Annotated in this window: 15 protein-coding genes, 1 tRNA gene and 2 pseudogenes; 7 read left to right on the top strand and 11 right to left on the bottom strand. The window is 61.4% G+C overall.

Features of this window, described 5'->3' with window-relative positions:
- Positions 1-261 precede the first annotated feature (261 nt).
- The gene (locus CXY74_RS10270) at positions 262-519 is read left to right on the top strand and encodes a MerR family DNA-binding transcriptional regulator (protein ID WP_370446145.1); all 258 of its coding nucleotides are present in this window, start codon (positions 262-264) and stop codon (positions 517-519) included.
- 126 nt (positions 520-645) lie between these two features.
- A complete protein-coding gene (locus CXY74_RS10265) occupies positions 646-1,215 on the top strand; it encodes a hypothetical protein (protein ID WP_104200325.1) in 570 nt (189 codons plus the stop codon).
- On the opposite strand, the gene CXY74_RS10260 is transcribed toward CXY74_RS10265, so the two are convergent.
- Entirely contained in the window at positions 1,212-1,625 is a 414-nt protein-coding gene (locus CXY74_RS10260; protein ID WP_104200324.1) for a DUF1294 domain-containing protein, read from the bottom strand. The genes CXY74_RS10265 and CXY74_RS10260 overlap by 4 nt on opposite strands.
- Before the next feature lie 146 nt (positions 1,626-1,771).
- Positions 1,772-2,491: a flavodoxin family protein gene (locus tag CXY74_RS10255; protein WP_104200323.1), complete on the bottom strand. Its 720-nt coding sequence runs from the start codon at positions 2,489-2,491 to the stop codon at positions 1,772-1,774.
- 150 nt (positions 2,492-2,641) lie between these two features.
- Here CXY74_RS10255 and CXY74_RS10250 point away from each other — a divergent pair.
- Positions 2,642-2,714 (top strand) — tRNA-Arg (locus CXY74_RS10250).
- Between the two features lie 56 nt (positions 2,715-2,770).
- Here the strand turns inward: CXY74_RS10250 and CXY74_RS10245 are convergent.
- The 3 genes and pseudogenes from CXY74_RS10245 to CXY74_RS10235 all read right to left on the bottom strand — a co-directional run bounded on the left by CXY74_RS10245 (position 2,771) and on the right by CXY74_RS10235 (position 5,934).
- Positions 2,771-3,811 (bottom strand): tyrosine-type recombinase/integrase, encoded by a 1,041-nt coding sequence (locus CXY74_RS10245; RefSeq protein WP_146070114.1) that lies wholly within the window; start codon positions 3,809-3,811, stop codon positions 2,771-2,773.
- Positions 3,812-4,001: 190 nt separating this feature from the next.
- Positions 4,002-4,668 (bottom strand): annotated as a pseudogene (locus CXY74_RS10240) (ISL3 family transposase); the annotation flags it as partial.
- A 378-nt stretch (positions 4,669-5,046) separates the two neighbouring features.
- Positions 5,047-5,934 carry a hypothetical protein gene (locus CXY74_RS10235; RefSeq protein ID WP_146070113.1) on the bottom strand — a complete coding sequence of 296 codons (888 nt, stop codon included), beginning with the start codon at positions 5,932-5,934 and terminating at the stop codon, positions 5,047-5,049.
- A gap of 344 nt (positions 5,935-6,278) precedes the next feature.
- Here CXY74_RS10235 and CXY74_RS10230 point away from each other — a divergent pair, with 344 nt between their 5' ends.
- Positions 6,279-6,830 (top strand): recombinase family protein, encoded by a 552-nt coding sequence (locus CXY74_RS10230; RefSeq protein WP_104200320.1) that lies wholly within the window; start codon positions 6,279-6,281, stop codon positions 6,828-6,830.
- 244 nt (positions 6,831-7,074) lie between these two features.
- Here the strand turns inward: CXY74_RS10230 and CXY74_RS10225 are convergent, their stop codons facing one another.
- The gene (locus CXY74_RS10225) at positions 7,075-8,541 is read right to left on the bottom strand and encodes an ATP-binding protein (RefSeq protein ID WP_104200319.1); all 1,467 of its coding nucleotides are present in this window, start codon (positions 8,539-8,541) and stop codon (positions 7,075-7,077) included.
- Between the two features lie 627 nt (positions 8,542-9,168).
- Here CXY74_RS10225 and CXY74_RS10220 point away from each other — a divergent pair.
- On the top strand, positions 9,169-10,632 hold the full coding sequence (locus CXY74_RS10220; protein WP_104200318.1) for a cryptochrome/photolyase family protein: 1,464 nt from the start codon (positions 9,169-9,171) through the stop codon (positions 10,630-10,632).
- A gap of 3 nt (positions 10,633-10,635) precedes the next feature.
- Here CXY74_RS10220 and CXY74_RS10215 read toward each other — a convergent pair whose 3' ends face one another.
- From CXY74_RS10215 to upp, 4 genes are all read right to left on the bottom strand, one after another.
- On the bottom strand, positions 10,636-11,334 hold the full coding sequence (locus tag CXY74_RS10215) for an SDR family oxidoreductase (RefSeq protein WP_104200317.1): 699 nt from the start codon (positions 11,332-11,334) through the stop codon (positions 10,636-10,638).
- 251 nt (positions 11,335-11,585) lie between these two features.
- Entirely contained in the window at positions 11,586-12,047 is a 462-nt protein-coding gene (locus CXY74_RS10210; protein WP_370446144.1) for a MarR family winged helix-turn-helix transcriptional regulator, read from the bottom strand.
- A gap of 321 nt (positions 12,048-12,368) precedes the next feature.
- Positions 12,369-13,073, bottom strand: a complete 705-nt coding sequence (locus CXY74_RS10205) for a winged helix-turn-helix domain-containing protein (protein WP_104200315.1) — start codon at positions 13,071-13,073, stop codon at positions 12,369-12,371.
- 525 nt (positions 13,074-13,598) lie between these two features.
- Positions 13,599-14,231 (bottom strand): uracil phosphoribosyltransferase, encoded by a 633-nt coding sequence (gene upp, locus CXY74_RS10200; RefSeq protein WP_104126335.1) that lies wholly within the window; start codon positions 14,229-14,231, stop codon positions 13,599-13,601.
- A 45-nt stretch (positions 14,232-14,276) separates the two neighbouring features.
- Here upp and tadA point away from each other — a divergent pair, with 45 nt between their 5' ends.
- Positions 14,277-14,753, top strand: coding sequence for a tRNA adenosine(34) deaminase TadA (gene tadA / locus CXY74_RS10195; RefSeq protein WP_104200314.1), 477 nt, complete (start codon positions 14,277-14,279; stop codon positions 14,751-14,753).
- 3 nt (positions 14,754-14,756) lie between these two features.
- On the opposite strand, the pseudogene CXY74_RS10190 reads toward tadA, so the two are convergent.
- A pseudogene (locus CXY74_RS10190) lies at positions 14,757-15,717 on the bottom strand (cation diffusion facilitator family transporter).
- Between the two features lie 95 nt (positions 15,718-15,812).
- Here CXY74_RS10190 and proC point away from each other — a divergent pair.
- Positions 15,813-16,661, top strand: coding sequence for a pyrroline-5-carboxylate reductase (gene proC / locus CXY74_RS10185; protein ID WP_104200313.1), 849 nt, complete (start codon positions 15,813-15,815; stop codon positions 16,659-16,661).
- The last annotated feature ends 3 nt before the right edge of the window (positions 16,662-16,664 follow it).

Genomic DNA, 16,664 nt, shown 5'->3' with positions numbered 1-16,664 from the left:
AGAGCGGTGAGAACGGAGGGTTCCGCTCGGTAACGGTTGGGCGCGGTGGATTTGTGAACAATGGCCATGAGGCCTCCAGAAGCTGGGCCGGCCGTGCGGCCGAAATGGATAGAGAAGAGTTGGGTGGGCGCCGCGGTGCGCACCTCCACCGGTCAGCGAGGACACTGGTGGGAGAGTGGGCTCACAGAGGAATGTCAGCCGACTCCTGCAACACTGCCCTAACGTTAGGGTAGATTGTGACTGAGAGAAAGAAGGTTCCCGGTGACACCAGGCGCGACCGGGTCCGTGGTCACGATGCACATCGGCGAACTCGCCGAGAAGACCGGGCTGTCGCTACGCACGATTCGCCACTATGACGAGGTCATCGACCTGCGGCAAGGCGGTGGAGCGGATGCCGACAACGTCGAGTCCAGGCACCAGCTGGATGCCTTCATCACCGACACCGTCACGCGACGCCAGAGGCTTCAAGACCAGCTCGGCATGGCCGATGAGTTCCTTGCACTGCTCTGCGCGCAGTAGCACGCGCCGTAGCAAACGGAATCACCGATAAAATGAAAGTCACCTGCACAAGGAAGTGGTGGCGCAATCATTTGGAACCGGTCCCGGCGTCGTGCTGACGCTCACGCGCACGTCAGTGAACCCGATGTGAACGCTGAGCTGCCCGACCTCGAGCGCACGGTCGATGAAGGCCTGCTCATCGCGTTGTCAGCCGTGCGGATGGCCGTGAAGAACGACATCATCGTCGGAGCACTGCGGGAGCACTTCGACTACGACTCTGCGCGATATGCCGACAACGCCCGTAGCGAAGTGCATCGGCTGGCTCGGCAGAACGAAGAGTATGCCCGACGGGTGAGCCGAATGGGGCGAGATCTCGCCACTATGAAGTGGCGGCCGAGTTTTACCGACGACCAACGCCACGATCTCAAGCAGTTCGCCCTCAGGGTTCGCGTGCATGAGCGGTTGACGCTCGCCCTCGACGCCGTGGCCGCCGACAATAACCAGGTGGCCCGGATAGTGGCGAGCGCACAACGATCAGCGAGCGAAGAGGTCAGTTCGGCGGTGTCGTCCAAACTCATCGAATTGGCCGTCGACCCGCGCGCGCCCGACTACGCCGAACACCGGAGCGAACGTCTGGAAGCCTTCGTTCTGATCAACCTCGCTATTTTGCAGGCCAAGCACGACGCGGCGACCAGCCCTGAAATCAATGAGTATTAGAGAACGCTGAAGTCGGTGATCGCCTGCGCTACCAGCCGGTCAAATGCCGGAGTGCTCAGCAGGGCGAAGAGCACGACGTTGACGATGACCGTAGCCCAGAATGCTTCTCGAAAGCTTTTCTTCTGGGTTTTGTGGCGCAGCACCTGCTGCGCCACAATCGCGCCCGGCCAGCCGCCGATTAAGCCCCAGAACAGCAGGGTGCGTTCCGATATCCGCCACCCGCCACACTTCGCTCGCCGCTTGTCGATCGCGTAGAGCGTGAAACAGGTGAGACCCGTGACCAGGTAGAGCCCGACCACCCAGGGCGGCCTTGGCCAGTACACGGCGCCGACGAGGTAAACCAGGACGAACACGGCGATCGCGAGGTAGCTACCCCGGCCGGCTGCACGGCGGGAGCGGACGAAGGCCATACCCCATGCTAAAGGCTACGGGGGCCGTCACCATTGCCGCGCACCACCGGTGACAAGCACGTCAGGGCGCTCGGCATGTGCACGAGGAACGGCGGAAGAATCTGTTCAGAGTGCTTGGGGCCGCGGGTTCCCTGATCTGCTGATAGCTACCGATATTCCGGGTTCGGTTCGAACCCAAAGCGTTCGCCGCGGTCCCAGTCTTGGCGAAGATTGCCAAAGGCTGGAATGCCACCGTTTTTTTTCAGGATCGAGGCGAGGTGCATGAGGTTCCAGCTCATGAAGGTCACGTTGCGGTTGGTGAATTCATTCTGAGGTCCCCCGGATCCTTCGTCGAGGTAGCTCGGGCCGGGGCCGATCTCGCCGATCCAGCCGGCATCGGCAGCGGGCGGAATGGAGTAACCGATGTGCTGCAGGCTGTACAGCAGGTTCGCCGCGCAGTGTTTCACGCCGTCTTCGTTGCCGGTGATGATGGCGCCGCCAACCTTGCCATAGAAAACATACTGGCCCTCGTCGTTGAATTCGCCAGAGTGGGCATAGAGCCGTTCCACGATGCGTTTGGTCACCGAGCCGTTGTCGCCGAGCCAGATTGGCCCGGCGAGCACCAGAATGTCGGCGGCCTGCACCGTGGCAAACAGTGACGGCCAATCATCCGTCTTCCAGCCGTGTTCGGTCATGTCGGGGTAAACGCCGGTGGCGATGTCATGATCGACGGCTCGAACCAGATCTACGTGCACACCCTGCTCCTGCATGATGCGGGCACTGAGGTCGACGATGCCCTGGCTGTTGCTGACCTCGGGGCTGCGTTTGAGGGTGCAATTAATGAAGACGGCGCGCAGGCCGGAGTAGTCAAAGGATTCACGTTGCATCCAGTTAGTAAAGCACTGGCTGAAAAACGAGAAAAGGGGTTGATTTCTGCTGAACCGGGCGCGGTGTACCCCGCAGGGGCACGGAGCACTCCAGATAGCTGGTATAGTTTTCAAGTTGTCTCCGGGAGTAACAGCTCGGGAGATTCACATGCGCTCGTAGCTCAACGGATAGAGCATCTGACTACGGATCAGAAGGTTGGGGGTTCGAATCCCTTCGGGCGCACAAGAAAACCCCCGCAATCATTGGGATTGCGGGGGTTTGTTGTTTGTCCCGAAAATTCAGTCGCCACTTTCATTCGCCACATTGGGTCCGACAAGGTCGCCAAGTATCCCTGAGTTGTTGACAATTTTGCGGCCCTTCTTGCCGATGTAGTACTTCGCGGTGACCTTCGAGCCGCCAACTACTGCGACCGCATGCCCGAGCTGCGCTGACGCGGCAGCAAGGCCTGATTCGTTCTCGATCCAGGTCGCGACGGACGCGCGGAGGGACTTCATCTCTGCCCAGACGAGTGGGGAATCGGTGCGGGCTGCGCGCCATGACCGGGCGATATTGTGTGAGTTCACGAAGTTTCCGGTCCCGGTAGAAAAGATGTATTCCGCGTGTCCGTTGAGTTTCGCCTGCCGCTGGAGTGCGTCGAGGGCGAAACGAGGCAAGGTGATTGTGCGCATGCCCGCGGGGGGCTTGGTCCGAGGCTGGAATTTAAGGCCGAGTCCGTCCAGTTCGACGAGGGTTCCACACACGGCGACCGTTCCCTGCTCGTAATCGACGTCGGAGTGCCGCAGCCCCAGGAGCTCGTTGATTCGTAGCGCAGTCCCGCCCAGAATTTCAACGACGTCCGTAAGTACAAAAGAACGGTCTCGTTGTGCGCCACCGAGGCCGGCGCGGGCCGTGCGCCAGCCAACTATCAACTGCCTCATCTGCTGAAAGTCCTCAATGCTGAGAACTTCAGGTTGTTCGTGCTCGGGTCGCTTCACTTTGGGGGTATCCATCACCAAGTTGTGTGGGAGCGCCTTGTCCAGCACGGCGTCCGCGAGCACTTGCTGAAGCATCCATCTTGCTCGGCGAGCCAAGGACGGCTGGGTTTGAGCGAGCGTCGTGAAGTAGCGCTTGAGTCGGCCCGCATCGAGGTTACCGACCTCGGTGTTGCCATATTTAAGTAGAAGTGACTGCCTCGCAGTTTGACGATACGCATCCCGAGTCTGTGCCCGGCGTAGCGGGTCGCCATCGATTGACCGCAACCACAACGCGATGGCATCCCTAACTAGAGTTTCAGACTCAATCTTCTCGATGGCCGTGGTGAACTCCGGTCGAATTGTCACACCATCGACATCTTTAATGGGTCTGCGCTTGCGTACCGGCTCTGTCGCGGTGAGCAATTTTGCTTTCAGGGCAGCTATCGCGAAGTCGTCGTCAGCTCCTTGAGCTGTGAACGAATACAGTTTTCCGCCGATCTCGAAACGAATGCGAGCCTTCGCTTGAACATTTCCGTTCGGGAGCGGTCGAGTAGATATTTTGCCAAAGGGCGTGCCGCCGAGCGGTCCATCGCGACGACGTCGATGCGGTCTTTCCACTTCTGTCCAGCAGCCGTGACGGCCCGGTCTCGGTGCGGACAGGGGTGAGGTAGATGATCACGGTGACGAACTGGTCGCCTTTGCGAGTGTGGCGCCAGATGTGCCCGTCGACGCCGATGACCGTGACGTTCTCAAACCGTGCCGGGTCATTGATCAGGAACCGTTTCCCCTCGGCCAGCACAGCGCTGTTCGCGGCGTGCCAGGCGACCGCGAGACCGGCCGCGACCCGGCTGACAGAGAGATGACCGACGACGATTCCAGCCAACGCCCACCGCAGTCCGCAGCTCGAAATCTTGGCCTTCGGAGGGCCGCTTTCCCGGTGTCCTGCCGCCATGTTCGCCCGCACCCGGTGCACAGATAGCGGCGCACGCGCACGAGCAGTGTCGTCGCCGCCACCCCAACGGCTCGTGGGCGAGGCGCCGAATGACGGTGTCTCGTGGCACGCCCTGGCAGCCACAGTGGTGGCACCAATCGTCATACTCGACGACGCGACGCTCAAGCACCGCACGACCGCGGTCGAGGTGCTGCCCGACGGCGCGCAGGCCGAGCTCGTCCAGGCGGCAAAAGGTGGCCAGATCAGGGTTCGCACAAGTGGTCTTGGACATGTCGAGGTCTTCCTGATGGGCACGGTTGGAACTTCCATCATGCGAAGGCCTCGACCTCCTTCCGCTCAGCGATGCGCCCCTTTCGCCGACCTCAATTACACCCTCAATTGCGAAGAGCCCCTCAACAGGAGCACCAGTGGAACACCCGGGCTGCGAGACCCGGACCACACCCACGCCCGAAACTCCGAAAGATCGCCGAACCGAAATCAGGATCCGATCAGAGGCCGACCGGTGGATTCAGGCTTAGTGACAGGCGCTCAGGCATCATCTGAGAGTCGTCGACTCGAGCTTTGGTAGGACATGGCGGCCCAGAAAGGTTTCCCGTAGTGCAGTTTGCTGTGGCATCTAATTGGCAACGCCTTATCCCTGGCCCTTTGCTTACTTTGTCCACTTCACCGCTTGCGATCGTTTTGCCTGCGCAATCGGCTTCAACCCACCCGTCAGATTGCTGCGGGCTATAGAAATTAGCCCTTCAACGATTGCTGAGGCGGCAACGCCGAGGAGGACGCCCGCCAAGAGGGTAAACATCTGCGCCTGTTGCTGTCCTTTGATTTGCGTCCACCGGGCGATGCCTGAACGAAGGTCCTGCGTTCGAGGGCCATCAGGTCTAGGCTTGGATGCCCACTGTACTGCAGCAAATTCGACGGTCTCGTTGGGTCCGAAGAGACGTTCTCCGGAGTCGTACACGACCTCCCCATCAGAGAGTTCCGCAGGAGCAACGCTGCCGAGCGACTCTGTGGTGGTGCTGGTCAGAATCATCGTCGCCGTAGACGTTGGGGACACTTCGTCGAGACCGCCGTGGGCCCCCTCCCATCCAATGGACGGCGTTCTAGCGATCCGCTGTCCTCCGCGAGCATTCGTCCATAGGCCAAGTGGCATTCCCTCGAATTGCGCGTCACCGCGGATCTCGATGACTTGATAGGCCCGCGAATCGACCAAGGGATCTTGCCGTTCGTTCCTTTTACAGGCCGCCTCATCGCCGGACTCCGTTACCTTCTGGATGCCCGTTCCATCCGTCTTGGATTCCATGTTCGCCATCGGCCGGAGCCGGGCGCCGCAATACAAGAAGATAAAGAAAGTCGGGGTGGCAGCTTCGACGGATTCATCGACAGACCGGGCCGAAACCTCAACTCGACCGTTGGACGCCATCAACCAATAGAAAGTTACGGAAATTGTCCCGACGTCGCCTGTGTTCGGATCGCCGTCGTCCATAGTTGCGATGTCGATCTCATACCCTTGGTTGAACGGCGGATCGACGGTGGCCACGGCGGTACCAATTGCCGCGAACCATAAGCCTACGGCCGCCACGGCGACGGTGGCCAACACAGCTAAGACACTGGAGACTACCGCGCCACGACTGTACGTCACGTTAACCTCCGTTGGCTAACTCTTGCCAATGTTTGAAGGATCGTACTCCTCTGCAGAGAAGTGCATAACTACATAGCAATCGAACGAATCCCGGGGCCTCAGACGTCCTGGCGCGCGTCCCAAATTCGGTGGATTCCGAAAGCGCTGCGGTTGATGCCTGATCTGCCGCGCATGCTGTTTCAGAACCCGTGAACGAAACCCCTTCGTCTCAAAACTCGCGGTCAACGTTTCTGGAGCATCTAGTGGCGAATATCGGTTACATCAGAGTCAGCACGACCGAACAAACGCCGGCTTTGCAAGCTGATGCGCTTTCCGCGGCTGGTGTCACGAAGTTGTATTCCGACCTCGGAGTGTCTGGTTCGCTTGCCAGCCGACCTCAGCTCGACGCGATGCTCGAAAATGTCCGAGATGGCGATGTCGTGGTCGTCTGGAAGCTGGATCGCCTCGGCCGAAACACGCGGCACACGCTGACGCTGCTGGCTCTTCTTGCCGATCGCGGAGTCGGCTTCCGTTCACTGACCGAAGGCCTCGACAGTACAGGATCGATGGGTCGCGCCATGATCACTGTCGTAAGGGCGTTCGCTGAGCTCGAGCGCGGCACTATCCGGGAGCGAACCGTCGCTGGCCTCGCTGCGGCGCGGGCGCGCGGACGTGTCGGTGGTCGTCCGCGGGCTCTATCGCCGGCGAAGATCGAATTCGCGAAATCGCTCCGCCTGAAAGGACTCGGAGCCCAGGCGATCGCCGCAGAGCTTGGCGTAAGTCGCGCCTCTGTCTACCGCGCATTCGCCGATTAGGCTTCGGCTACGGTGGCCGGAAGGTCGGGTGCCCTTCCGGCGCTCCCTAGGCGTGCGGACTCTGTGATAGCTGCGCTGGGGCACTCTCCTGATCTGGAAGCCTGAACGGCCCAAGCTGCGCCCGCTCACATGGTGCGATCAACAAATGGATTGCTGGAGTCCCCCGTGTTTCCGGGCCTGTCGGGTCGCTCAACATGCTGGCGACGCAATTTCATCAACCAACGGTCAACGAAACAACCGAGTGCTAAACCCAGAACGGAACGTAAGACATGGCTCGTGCTCCAACGGTCGGATCGAGTACATGAATTACGCCCGCATCGACCGCGTCTTTAATGAGCCGAGAGACGATCGCTTTGTTCTTCTCGGCGATACGAAATCGGGTTCTCAAGCTGGCGTTTGTCGTTCGCTGTCGTTGGACGTGCTGCAAACAGGCGTGAAAGTAGATGGCCCGGACCCGTTCCTCCTTAGAGAGGTCCTTGAGTGCACGGTGCGCGTAGAGGGTCACCCGCATGAAATCATTCTCGGTTTCTACCAGAGGCGCCGGGAGCTCGGAAGCCTCAACTAAGGTTGCAATCTGGTCCCAGCCGCTGCCGCGCTCTTCGCAGATTCCCATCCGGCGCATAAGTGAGGCGAGAGACTCATTCCGAGACTGTGGAGCAGCGTCAATCAGCCTCGATGGGTCCATTAGCGGACGGCCGGGATTCGTAACTTCAATCCGATCCGTGAAAATTTCCACGAGCGGACCGGCTCCTTTGATTGAGAAGTCCTGGTGGATCAACGCGTTGGCAACTAACTCGCGGACAGCTTTCTCCGGGAGGATCGGAACTAGGCGCCTAACCCCGTCAATGAATTCTTCGCGGGCGGGCAAGGCGTCGCGAACGTAGGCGAGGAGCCCTCTGAAGCCAGCGGCGTAGCCATGGACGCCCACTTGTTCCCTCGCCGGTGCAGATTTGTTAGTTCCTGCGTACAGGATGACGCGTGGAACCTTTCGCGTCAGGGTCGGGAAATCGTTCAGGTTTTTGGCGAGAAGAATCGCTCCTAGGTTACTGATGCGCCAGCCTTTCCCCGGCGACCTATAGACAAGCTTCTCGTTCAGGAATGCTTCAAGAGTGGCGAGCCGGGATTCGGGCTGAACCTGATCGGTGAGCTCAAAATACGCAGCAACGTCGATCAGTCGAAAGAATTCGGCCTCCTCGACTCGGTCTAGCGCGATGCCTGCCTCGAATGGCTTCTTGTCGAAGGCGAGCCACAGCCTGCGCTCGTGGTCCGGATATCCGATGAGAAGCTTGGTGTAGCTACCAATCCGTATGTATGCATTGCCGGCGAAGCGAATAGGCTGAAAAGCGGCTGCAGCAATTGAAAGAATAACCAAGCGCTGGCCCTGGTACTGCAATTCTGAAAACTCGAAGTGCGTCTGCGGAAGCAGCTGACGAGTGATCCAAGGAACTAGGTCTTCGTTCCCCTTCGCCTTGGTGTGGAAAGTAAATTTCGTACCCACCACAGCGTGGTCGTTATCGCGTATGCCCCAAACCACGAATGCGTGATCCTTGTCCATGAGCGCGGCAGAATTCGCCAGCGCAGAAATGTACTCACCGATTTTCTCTGGATCGAAAAAGTTTTCTTTGAACTCGACGTACCCCATCTCCTGAGGCAGGGACCGCAACTCATCAATGATCTCTGTCATTTGATTGGGAGGAAACAATGCGCTCATTTAAAGACCTTTACTAGCTGGAAGCGAGCACGCGCGAGAAAACAGGTTTGAGGATCCCAGCAATGAAATATGTGATCGGCCCTGCGAGCCTGCCGGGCGTGGGGCGCGGCCCGCGGATCGGCGACGATCACGCCGTCGTGTTGCCGCCTGCAGCGACGGATGACGGGCAACGGGTATGGGCTATTCCGCTCAGCTGGAGGGGCAAGCCACCGAGAACCAAAGGATCGTGACACCGGCGCTGTCACCCTCGAAATCAGTTCCTTTCCAGCCCTGATTTCATGGGCCCGGCTTTTCCGGGGTTGTCAGATCTTCTCGGGCGGCTTCGGGGGCCGGGAGCGTAACAAGCGGGTGAAGAGATTTGCTGCTCGTACCTATCCGATTCGCCACATTGCGTTCGCCACTTTGCGTCCTTGGACCAGTCCCGGCCTCAATCCGTCAAAATACGAAAAGACCAGTTCAGATGAATAAAATGGCGGTTGATGACGATCGCTGCATAGTGGCGAAAACCACGACCCTTGATCAGAAGGTTGGGGGTTCGAATCCCTTTGGGCGCACATTTTGACCCCGTTCGACATTTGCCGGGCGGGGTTTTTTGTGTCTTTTAGCGGCGGGGATAGAATCGGCAGCATGTCCCTGTCGCGCTTTCTGTTTGCCGACCAGCTCGGCCCACACTTCGACGACGGTGGGCCGATTGTGCTGGTCGAGGCGACGGCCGTGCTGGGGCGACGCACGTACCACCGGGCCAAAGCCCACCTCATACTCAGCGCACTCCGCCACCGCGCGCGCGAGCTGGGCGATCGCGTCGAGTTTCTGCGAGCGGAGCACTACCGCGACGCGCTTGCTGGTCGTGACCTCGAGGTGATCAACCCCACCTCGTGGGGTGCACGCGCGTTGGTCGCCGAGCTGGGGGCATCCGTTCTGCCGAGTCGAGGCTTCGTGACGAGCGAGCAGGACTTCGCCGGCTGGGCCGACGGCCGGCCCGCATCCCGGCTCGTGATGGAACAGTTCTACCGCCACGTGCGCACGACCACCGGCACACTTATGCGTGGTCCTGAGCCGGAGGGTGGACGCTTCAACTTCGATCACGACAATCGACAGCCGCCCCCGAAGCGTGCGGCCAATCTCGGCCTGCCCGACCCGTGGGCTCCCGTCGAAGACGACATCGACGAGGAGGTGCGGCGAGACCTTGACCGCCTCGTCGCCGAAGGCCGAGTGCACCTGATCGGAGCAGATAGCCCGCGCCGATTCGCGGCCACCCGCGCGGAAGCGCTCGCGGCGCTGGATGATTTCATCGAAACGCGATTGTCGAACTTCGGGCCCTTCGAGGATGCCTCGCTGATCGGGGATAGCACGATGGCCCACTCCAGGTTGAGCGTCCCGCTCAACCTGGGCCTCCTGCATCCGCAGGAAGTCATCGACGCGGTCGTCACGGCGTACCACTCCGGCCAGGTTCCGCTGCCCAGCACCGAGGCTGTGGTGCGCCAAATCATGGGCTGGCGGGACTGGGTCTGGCATCTGTACTGGCACCTCGGCGAGAACTACGTCGCGGAGAGCAATTTTCTTGGAGCCCACGAGCCGCTTCCGCCGGCGTTTCTGCAATTGAATGGTGCCGCCGTCGAAGCGCGGTGCTTGAGCCACGTGCTCGATGAGGTTTCCCGCACCGGGTATGCGCATCATATTCAGCGCCTCATGATTCTGGGCAACTGGTCGTTGCAGCGAGGCTACGAACCATCAGCACTGTCGGATTGGTTTATCAATGCCTTCGTCGACGGAACACCGTGGGTCATGCCGGCCAATGTTGTCGGCATGTCGCAGCACGCCGACGGCGGCATTGTCGCGACGAAGCCATACGCTGCCGGTGGCGCCTACATCTCGAAGATGACCGATTTCTGCGGGGGCTGTCCGTTTAATCCGAAAATTCGACTAGGGCCAAAGGCCTGCCCGTTCACGGCCGGATATTGGGCATTCCTGGATCGAGTGGAGCCGCGCATTCGCGGTAATCACCGCATGGCCCAGCCGCTCGCCGGTCTGCGGCGTCTCGTGGACCGCGACGAGGTGGTGGCTCAGGAACGCACGCGCACGAACTGGTAGGGCCTATCCGGCGAAGGCGGTGCTCGGCAAGTCGCGCTCGCCGGAGATGATCGCATCGACAATGCGTCGGGCGACATCCGCTGGCTGATAACCGGCAGGCAGCGGCGGTGCTGAACCCTGGATTGGTCTGGTGGCCAGTCCTGTCTCGGTGTGGCCGGGTCGTGCATCAAGAAAGCGGATGCCGTCCCGCCGCATTTCCCGGCCCGCCGCTTGCGCGAATGCCGCGAGGGCTGCCTTCGAGGCCGAGTATGCCGCCATGTTCGCGGTCGGGCGCTCGCTCACAATTCCACTGAGCGTGACAAAGAACGGATCACGATGCCCGCCGGACGATTCAGTCAGAGCGGGGTGGGCTGCCCGGAGCAGGCGCATCGGTGCCGTCGCGTTCACCGCCATCAGGGTATCGATGGTTTCGTCAGTAACATCCGCCATGGGGCCGAACGCGACGACTCCGGCGGCGTTGATGATTCCGTCGAGGCGGCCGTGTGCGGCGAGGGCGGCGGACACGAGCTCTGCGGCCGTGTCCGAATCACTCAGGTCACCAGCGACCGTCGCTCCAAAGGTGCCGAGTTCGGCGAGGTTCTCTGCGCTGCGCCCGTGCAGCGTGAGCAGAGCGCCTTCTTCGCTCAGAAGCTGAACAATTTCGCGGCCCAAGCCACCGGTAGCGCCGACGACGAGAACGGAAGAACCGGAGAGGGAAGTCATGGCTACAGAGTAGACGAGATACTGAGTGCTTGCGCAGGATTAGGGTTTCGACCCCCAAGCTGGGATAGCATCATGCAGCGTGAGGATTGCTCAGGTCGCCTGCGTTCTTTTTGTTTGCAGAGATGGTATGTGCTCGCGCCCGAGTTTCTCACCGGGCAATGTTCGGGCGCCCGGTGAGGAAGGCATTCCTGCGAGGGATTGCCTCGGTGGGACGAGGGGTAGGGCCCTCGTCCCATCGCCCCATTTCCCAATTAGTCCTGGCGCGTCACATCGTCGTCTGGGCAATCGATGCGCAACTTGTCGCAGAGCCTCGTCAGCTGTTGCAGTTCACAGTCATTGAGCGTCTCGCCGATGCGCTGGGTAATAGAGTCCATGTGGTCAACGGCGACCCGCCGAAACAGCGCGAGGCCCAAATCCGTCAGTTCGATGATGGCGCCCCGCCCGTCGGTTGGGTCGGTGTGCTTGAGCAGGTATCCACGAGAGATCAGCCGGTCGACGAGGCGGCTTACGCTCGGTTGGGTGAGCAGCACATGCTGGTTGAGTTCACGCAAGCGGATGCGCCGGGCCGGCTGCCGAGACAGGTTGAACATCACGTCGTACTCGTTGAGCGAAATGTCCTTCGAGGGGAAATCCGCCGCCAGGCTACGCATAATGGCGACCTGAGCCCGAAAAAGGGACTCCCAAGCACCCACCGCAATCATTCGATCCACCACCTGCGGCTCCTCGTTTCGTTCACCACGTCGTTCCTCAAGAATAGAGACTCGACACGGCCGGCGGGCACCGCCGATGATGGTGACGGCGGCGTGAGCTGGATCGGAGATTGTCAGGTGCTTGGCATGAAACTAGCAGGGGATTCTCTCGACGAGAGGTGGCGCCCGTTACCAGTTCGTTATACATTTAAGGTGCGTCAACCGTTTGCTGTGGCGGACGACGTGGAATGTGATTGCAGGACGCTCTTGGTGCAAGGGAAGAGAGTCAGTCGTAGCCTCTGCGACTGGCTCTCAGTCCTGCTAACAGACGCCGTGCGGGGGCATCTAGAACAGGTCGGGGCTCGGTGTGGTCGACTGGCGAATGGCGACGTCCGCGTGGCGGTCGAAACGGTAGCCCACGCCACGCACTGTACGCACGATGTCTTCGTAGCGGCCGAGCTTGGAGCGCAGGCGGCGAACGTGCACGTCAATGGTGCGCTCGTTGGGGATATCGTCCTCGTCAGCGGAGTTCCATAGTGAGGCAATGATCTCGGCACGATCGATCGTGCGGCCCTCGCGCAGTACGAGGTACTGCAACAGCTCGAACTCTTTGTAGGTCAGGGCCGCGGTCTCGTTGTCCAGGATGACGCGCTTGCGGGAGATGTCTACGACGACGCCGCTGTGGGCACGGTCCTGTTCCTGCGGCTCGGCACGGTGCTGGGCCAGGGCCGCGGGGTCTTGGAGGGCTAGCCGCACGACATCGACGTCCCGTCCGCCAGCGCCCTCGGGAGCCAGAGCGACGGCGGCGTACGTCTCGGCGGTCGGGGCAATGTCGGCGGCGAGGGCCTTCAGCGCCTCAACGATGCGGTTCAAGCTCGTGCCGGCTGCGGCCGCTTTGGCCTCATCGATACCGACGTAGAGCACGAAGCCGCGTGCTTCGGTGCCGGTCGGGACGGCGCGAATGCGGGGCGCGGCGACGGTCGGCGCCAGCGTCAGGTCGGGGCGGTTGACATGCGTGGGGCGATTGGCGTGGATGTGTGCGAGAGACATGAGGGGTCCTTGACTGTTTGATCGAAGGGAGCCCGACGGATCGCGAAAGCGCGATCTCCGTCTGTAAAAGCTCCAGTTGGCCCGTGGGGCCGGAGGGCGAGTGCTGTAGAAAGCACTCGAGGCGTCGGCCTGACGATTCAGAAGTCAGTCAGGCGAAGGACGCGGGGGGAAGTCTCGGCTAGCGGCACATTCGGCAACAGCGCATGGCGGGGATGCCGGCCATCATCATGGCGGCAGTCCCGGGGGCCTCGAGGGAGGTCAGGGGGCGTGCGCTTGTTGTCATAACTGCGAGTAAAGCGGAATGTGACGCCGTGTGTCAATTCAACGTCGCGGTAAGTCCTCGCATGACGTGCACCACGTTCGCGAGGCCGCGTCCATTTAGGCGATTCGTTGCACCATCACATCATTGTGAAATTTTCCCAGACGAAATGTCAAGAAATCGAAGATTATTGATGTAAACCCGGCCTGGCGTGTCGCTGGTCGCAGGTCCTGCATGCGTCGGCCGGGTGTACATCGATCGGGTCGTCAGACCACGCCGTAGAGACGGTCGCCAGCATCGCCGAGGCCGGGCACGATGTAACCCTGTTCGTCAAGTTTCTCGTCCACGGCGCCCAGTACGATCGTGACTTCACGGCCCGCCAGGGCTTGCTCCACGGCATCGAGGCCTTCCGGTGCCGCCAGAATGCAGATCGCGGTCACGTCGACAGCGCCACGGTCGAACAGAAAATTAATAGCGGCGATGAGCGACCCGCCGGTGGCGAGCATCGGGTCGAGCACAAAACATTGCCGATCCGAGAGGTCATCCGGCAGCCGCTCGGCGTAGGTTGTGGGCTGCAGCGTTTCTTCGTTCCGGGCCATGCCGAGAAAACCGACCTCGGCGGTGGGCAGTAATTTGACCATGCCCTCGAGCATCCCGAGTCCGGCACGCAGAATCGGCACGACCAGCGGCTTTGGGTCGCTGATGCGCACGCCCTGTGCCGCCGACACGGGGGTCTGCACGGTGACCGCCTCCACGCGCACGCCGCGCGTGCCCTCATAAGCGAGCAGCGTCATGAGTTCTTCCACGAGCGATCTGAACACCGGTGAGGGTGTGTCTTTATCGCGAAGCACGGTGAGTTTGTGCGTAATGAGCGGATGGTCGGCAACATGGACTCGCATAGGCTCAATTCTACTAGAGGCAATCCCCCCGGTTTGAGGTGACAGATGAGCGCACGAGATCAGCACGCCGAGTGGATGCTGCTCGCCCTGACCGAGGCGCGCTCCGCCCTGGTCTCGGACGACGTGCCTGTTGGAGCCATCGTCGTCGACGCCGCGGGCACAGTGATCGGCCGGGGCCGCAACGAGCGGGAACGGCATCAGGACCCGACCCTGCATGCCGAAGTCGTCGCCATTCGGCAGGCGGCCGTGCACACCGGCGACTGGCACCTGACCGACTGCACCCTCATCGTTACGCTCGAACCCTGCGTCATGTGCGCCGGTGCGATCCTCGCCGCACGAGTGCCCACGGTCGTGTTCGGCGCGTGGGATGCAAAGGCGGGCGCGGTCGGATCGGTTTACGACGTGCTGCGCGACCGTCGACTCAACCATCGCGTTGAAGTCTTCGCCGGCGTCAACGACGCGGAGTGCGGCAAGATCCTCCGCGAGTTTTTCGACAATCCCGCTCGGCGGGCGGCTCGTTGAGGCTTACTCCAGTCCCTTGATCACAAAAGTGTCGGTCGGCGGATTGGCCAGGTTTGGTCCGAAGAAGATATCCGGCTCGAGATAGATCGTGCGTGCGAGCGGCACCGCGGCGCGAATACGAGTTTCGACGGCGTTGATGTCGGCGGCGATGTCGGCAAACCGGTGCTCGCCGTCGAAGGCGATCTTGGCACCGACCAGAATCTCATCCGGGCCGAGGAAGAGGGTCTTGAGATGGATGATGCGCTTCGTCTGTGGGCCATTCAGAATGGCGGCCTCGATCGCGTCGAGGTCTTTCGTGCTGGAGCCCTCGCCCACGAGCAGGCTTTTGGTTTCGACGCCGAGAATAATCCCGACCAAAACGAGCAGTGCGCCAATGGCGAGCGCACCTACGGCGTCCCAGAGCGGCTCATCCGTGATCATGGTCAGGCCGACGCCCACGAAGGCGAAGGTAAGACCGGTGAGGGCCGCAACGTCTTCGAGCAGCACGACGCGCAGCTCGGGCGCCTTGGCATGCCGAATGAACTGCACCCAGGTCTCATTTCCTCGCACATGGTTCGACTCTTTGATCGCGGTGCGCAGCGAGAAGCCTTCCAGCACCATCGCGATGGCGAGCACCAGAATCGGCACCCAGGCATTCTCCAGCGGATGCGGGTCCTGCAGATTGTCGAAGCCTTCATAGAGCGAGAACACCCCGCCGATCGAGAACAGAATGATCGACACCACAAAGGCGTAGTCGTAGCGTTCGCGCCCATAGCCGAACGGATGCTCCAGGTCGGCCCGCTTCTTTGCCTTGCGACCGCCCAGGAGCAGGAGGAGCGGGTTGCCGGCATCCGCTACCGAGTGCACGCCCTCGGCGAGCATCGAAGACGACCCCGAGGCCCCACGCCACGAACTGGGTGACGTCGATGCCCAGATTGGGCGCAAATGCTGCCACAATTGCCGTATTTCCGCCGGATGCGCTCATGAAATCACCCTAGAACCGCACGTCGCCTCGGGTGCAGGCTGCACCCCAGGCGACAGTTTTGGGCACCCCGAGCGCGGAAAAAGTAGACTATTCAGATGACTTCTCCCTCGAATGTGACTCTGCCCACGATCGCTTTCCTCGGCGCCGGATCCATGGCCCGCGCCATTCTGGCCGGCTTACTCAAGCCGAGCGTGACCGTGGACGGCGGCATTCGTGTCACCAACCGCACAGCGGCGAAGGCCGCAGAGCTGGCCAGCACCGAGGGCGTCACCGCCTACGCGACCGAGATCGACGCCGACGCCAACCGTAAGGCCATCGACGGCGCCCAGATCGTTATCGTCGCGGTCAAGCCCTACATGGTCGCCGACCTGCTGGCCGAGATCGGCGATTCCCTGGCTCCCGGCACGCTCGTGCTCAGCGTCGCGGCCGGTGTGACCATCGACACTTTCGAATCGCTCCTGCCGAGCGCCGTGCACGTCATCCGCACCATGCCCAACACCCCCGCCGTCGTCGGCATGGCCGTCACCGGCGTCAGCGCCGGCACCCGATCCAGCGACGCTGACCTCGAACTCACCCGAGCCCTGTTCGCAACCGTCGGCGACGTGCTGGTCGTGCCCGAGAGCAAGCTCGACGCCCTCAGCACCATCTCCGGCTCCGGGCCGGCCTACGTGTTCTACCTCATCGAACAGCTCACCGAAACGGCCATCAGCAAGGGCTTCACCCCTGAAGAGGCCGCGGTCATGGTCAATGGCACCTTCCTCGGCGCGAGCGCGCTGCTCGCTGAGTCCGACAAGTCACCGAGCGAGTTGCGCCGCCAGGTGACCAGCCCGGCCGGTACGACCGAGCGAGCCGTCCGGGAGCTCGAAAAGGGCGGCCTGAAAGAACTCTTCGACACCGCAACGGATGCCGCCCTCGCTCGCGCGAAAGAACTCGCCGCCTCGTAGCAC

Origin of the sequence: Cryobacterium sp. Y29, assembly GCF_002929825.1 — a bacterium.
Taxonomy (GTDB): Bacteria; Actinomycetota; Actinomycetes; order Actinomycetales; family Microbacteriaceae; genus Cryobacterium.
The sequence above is the reverse complement of the archived record's forward strand: the minus strand, read 5'-3'. Positions and strand labels throughout refer to the sequence as shown.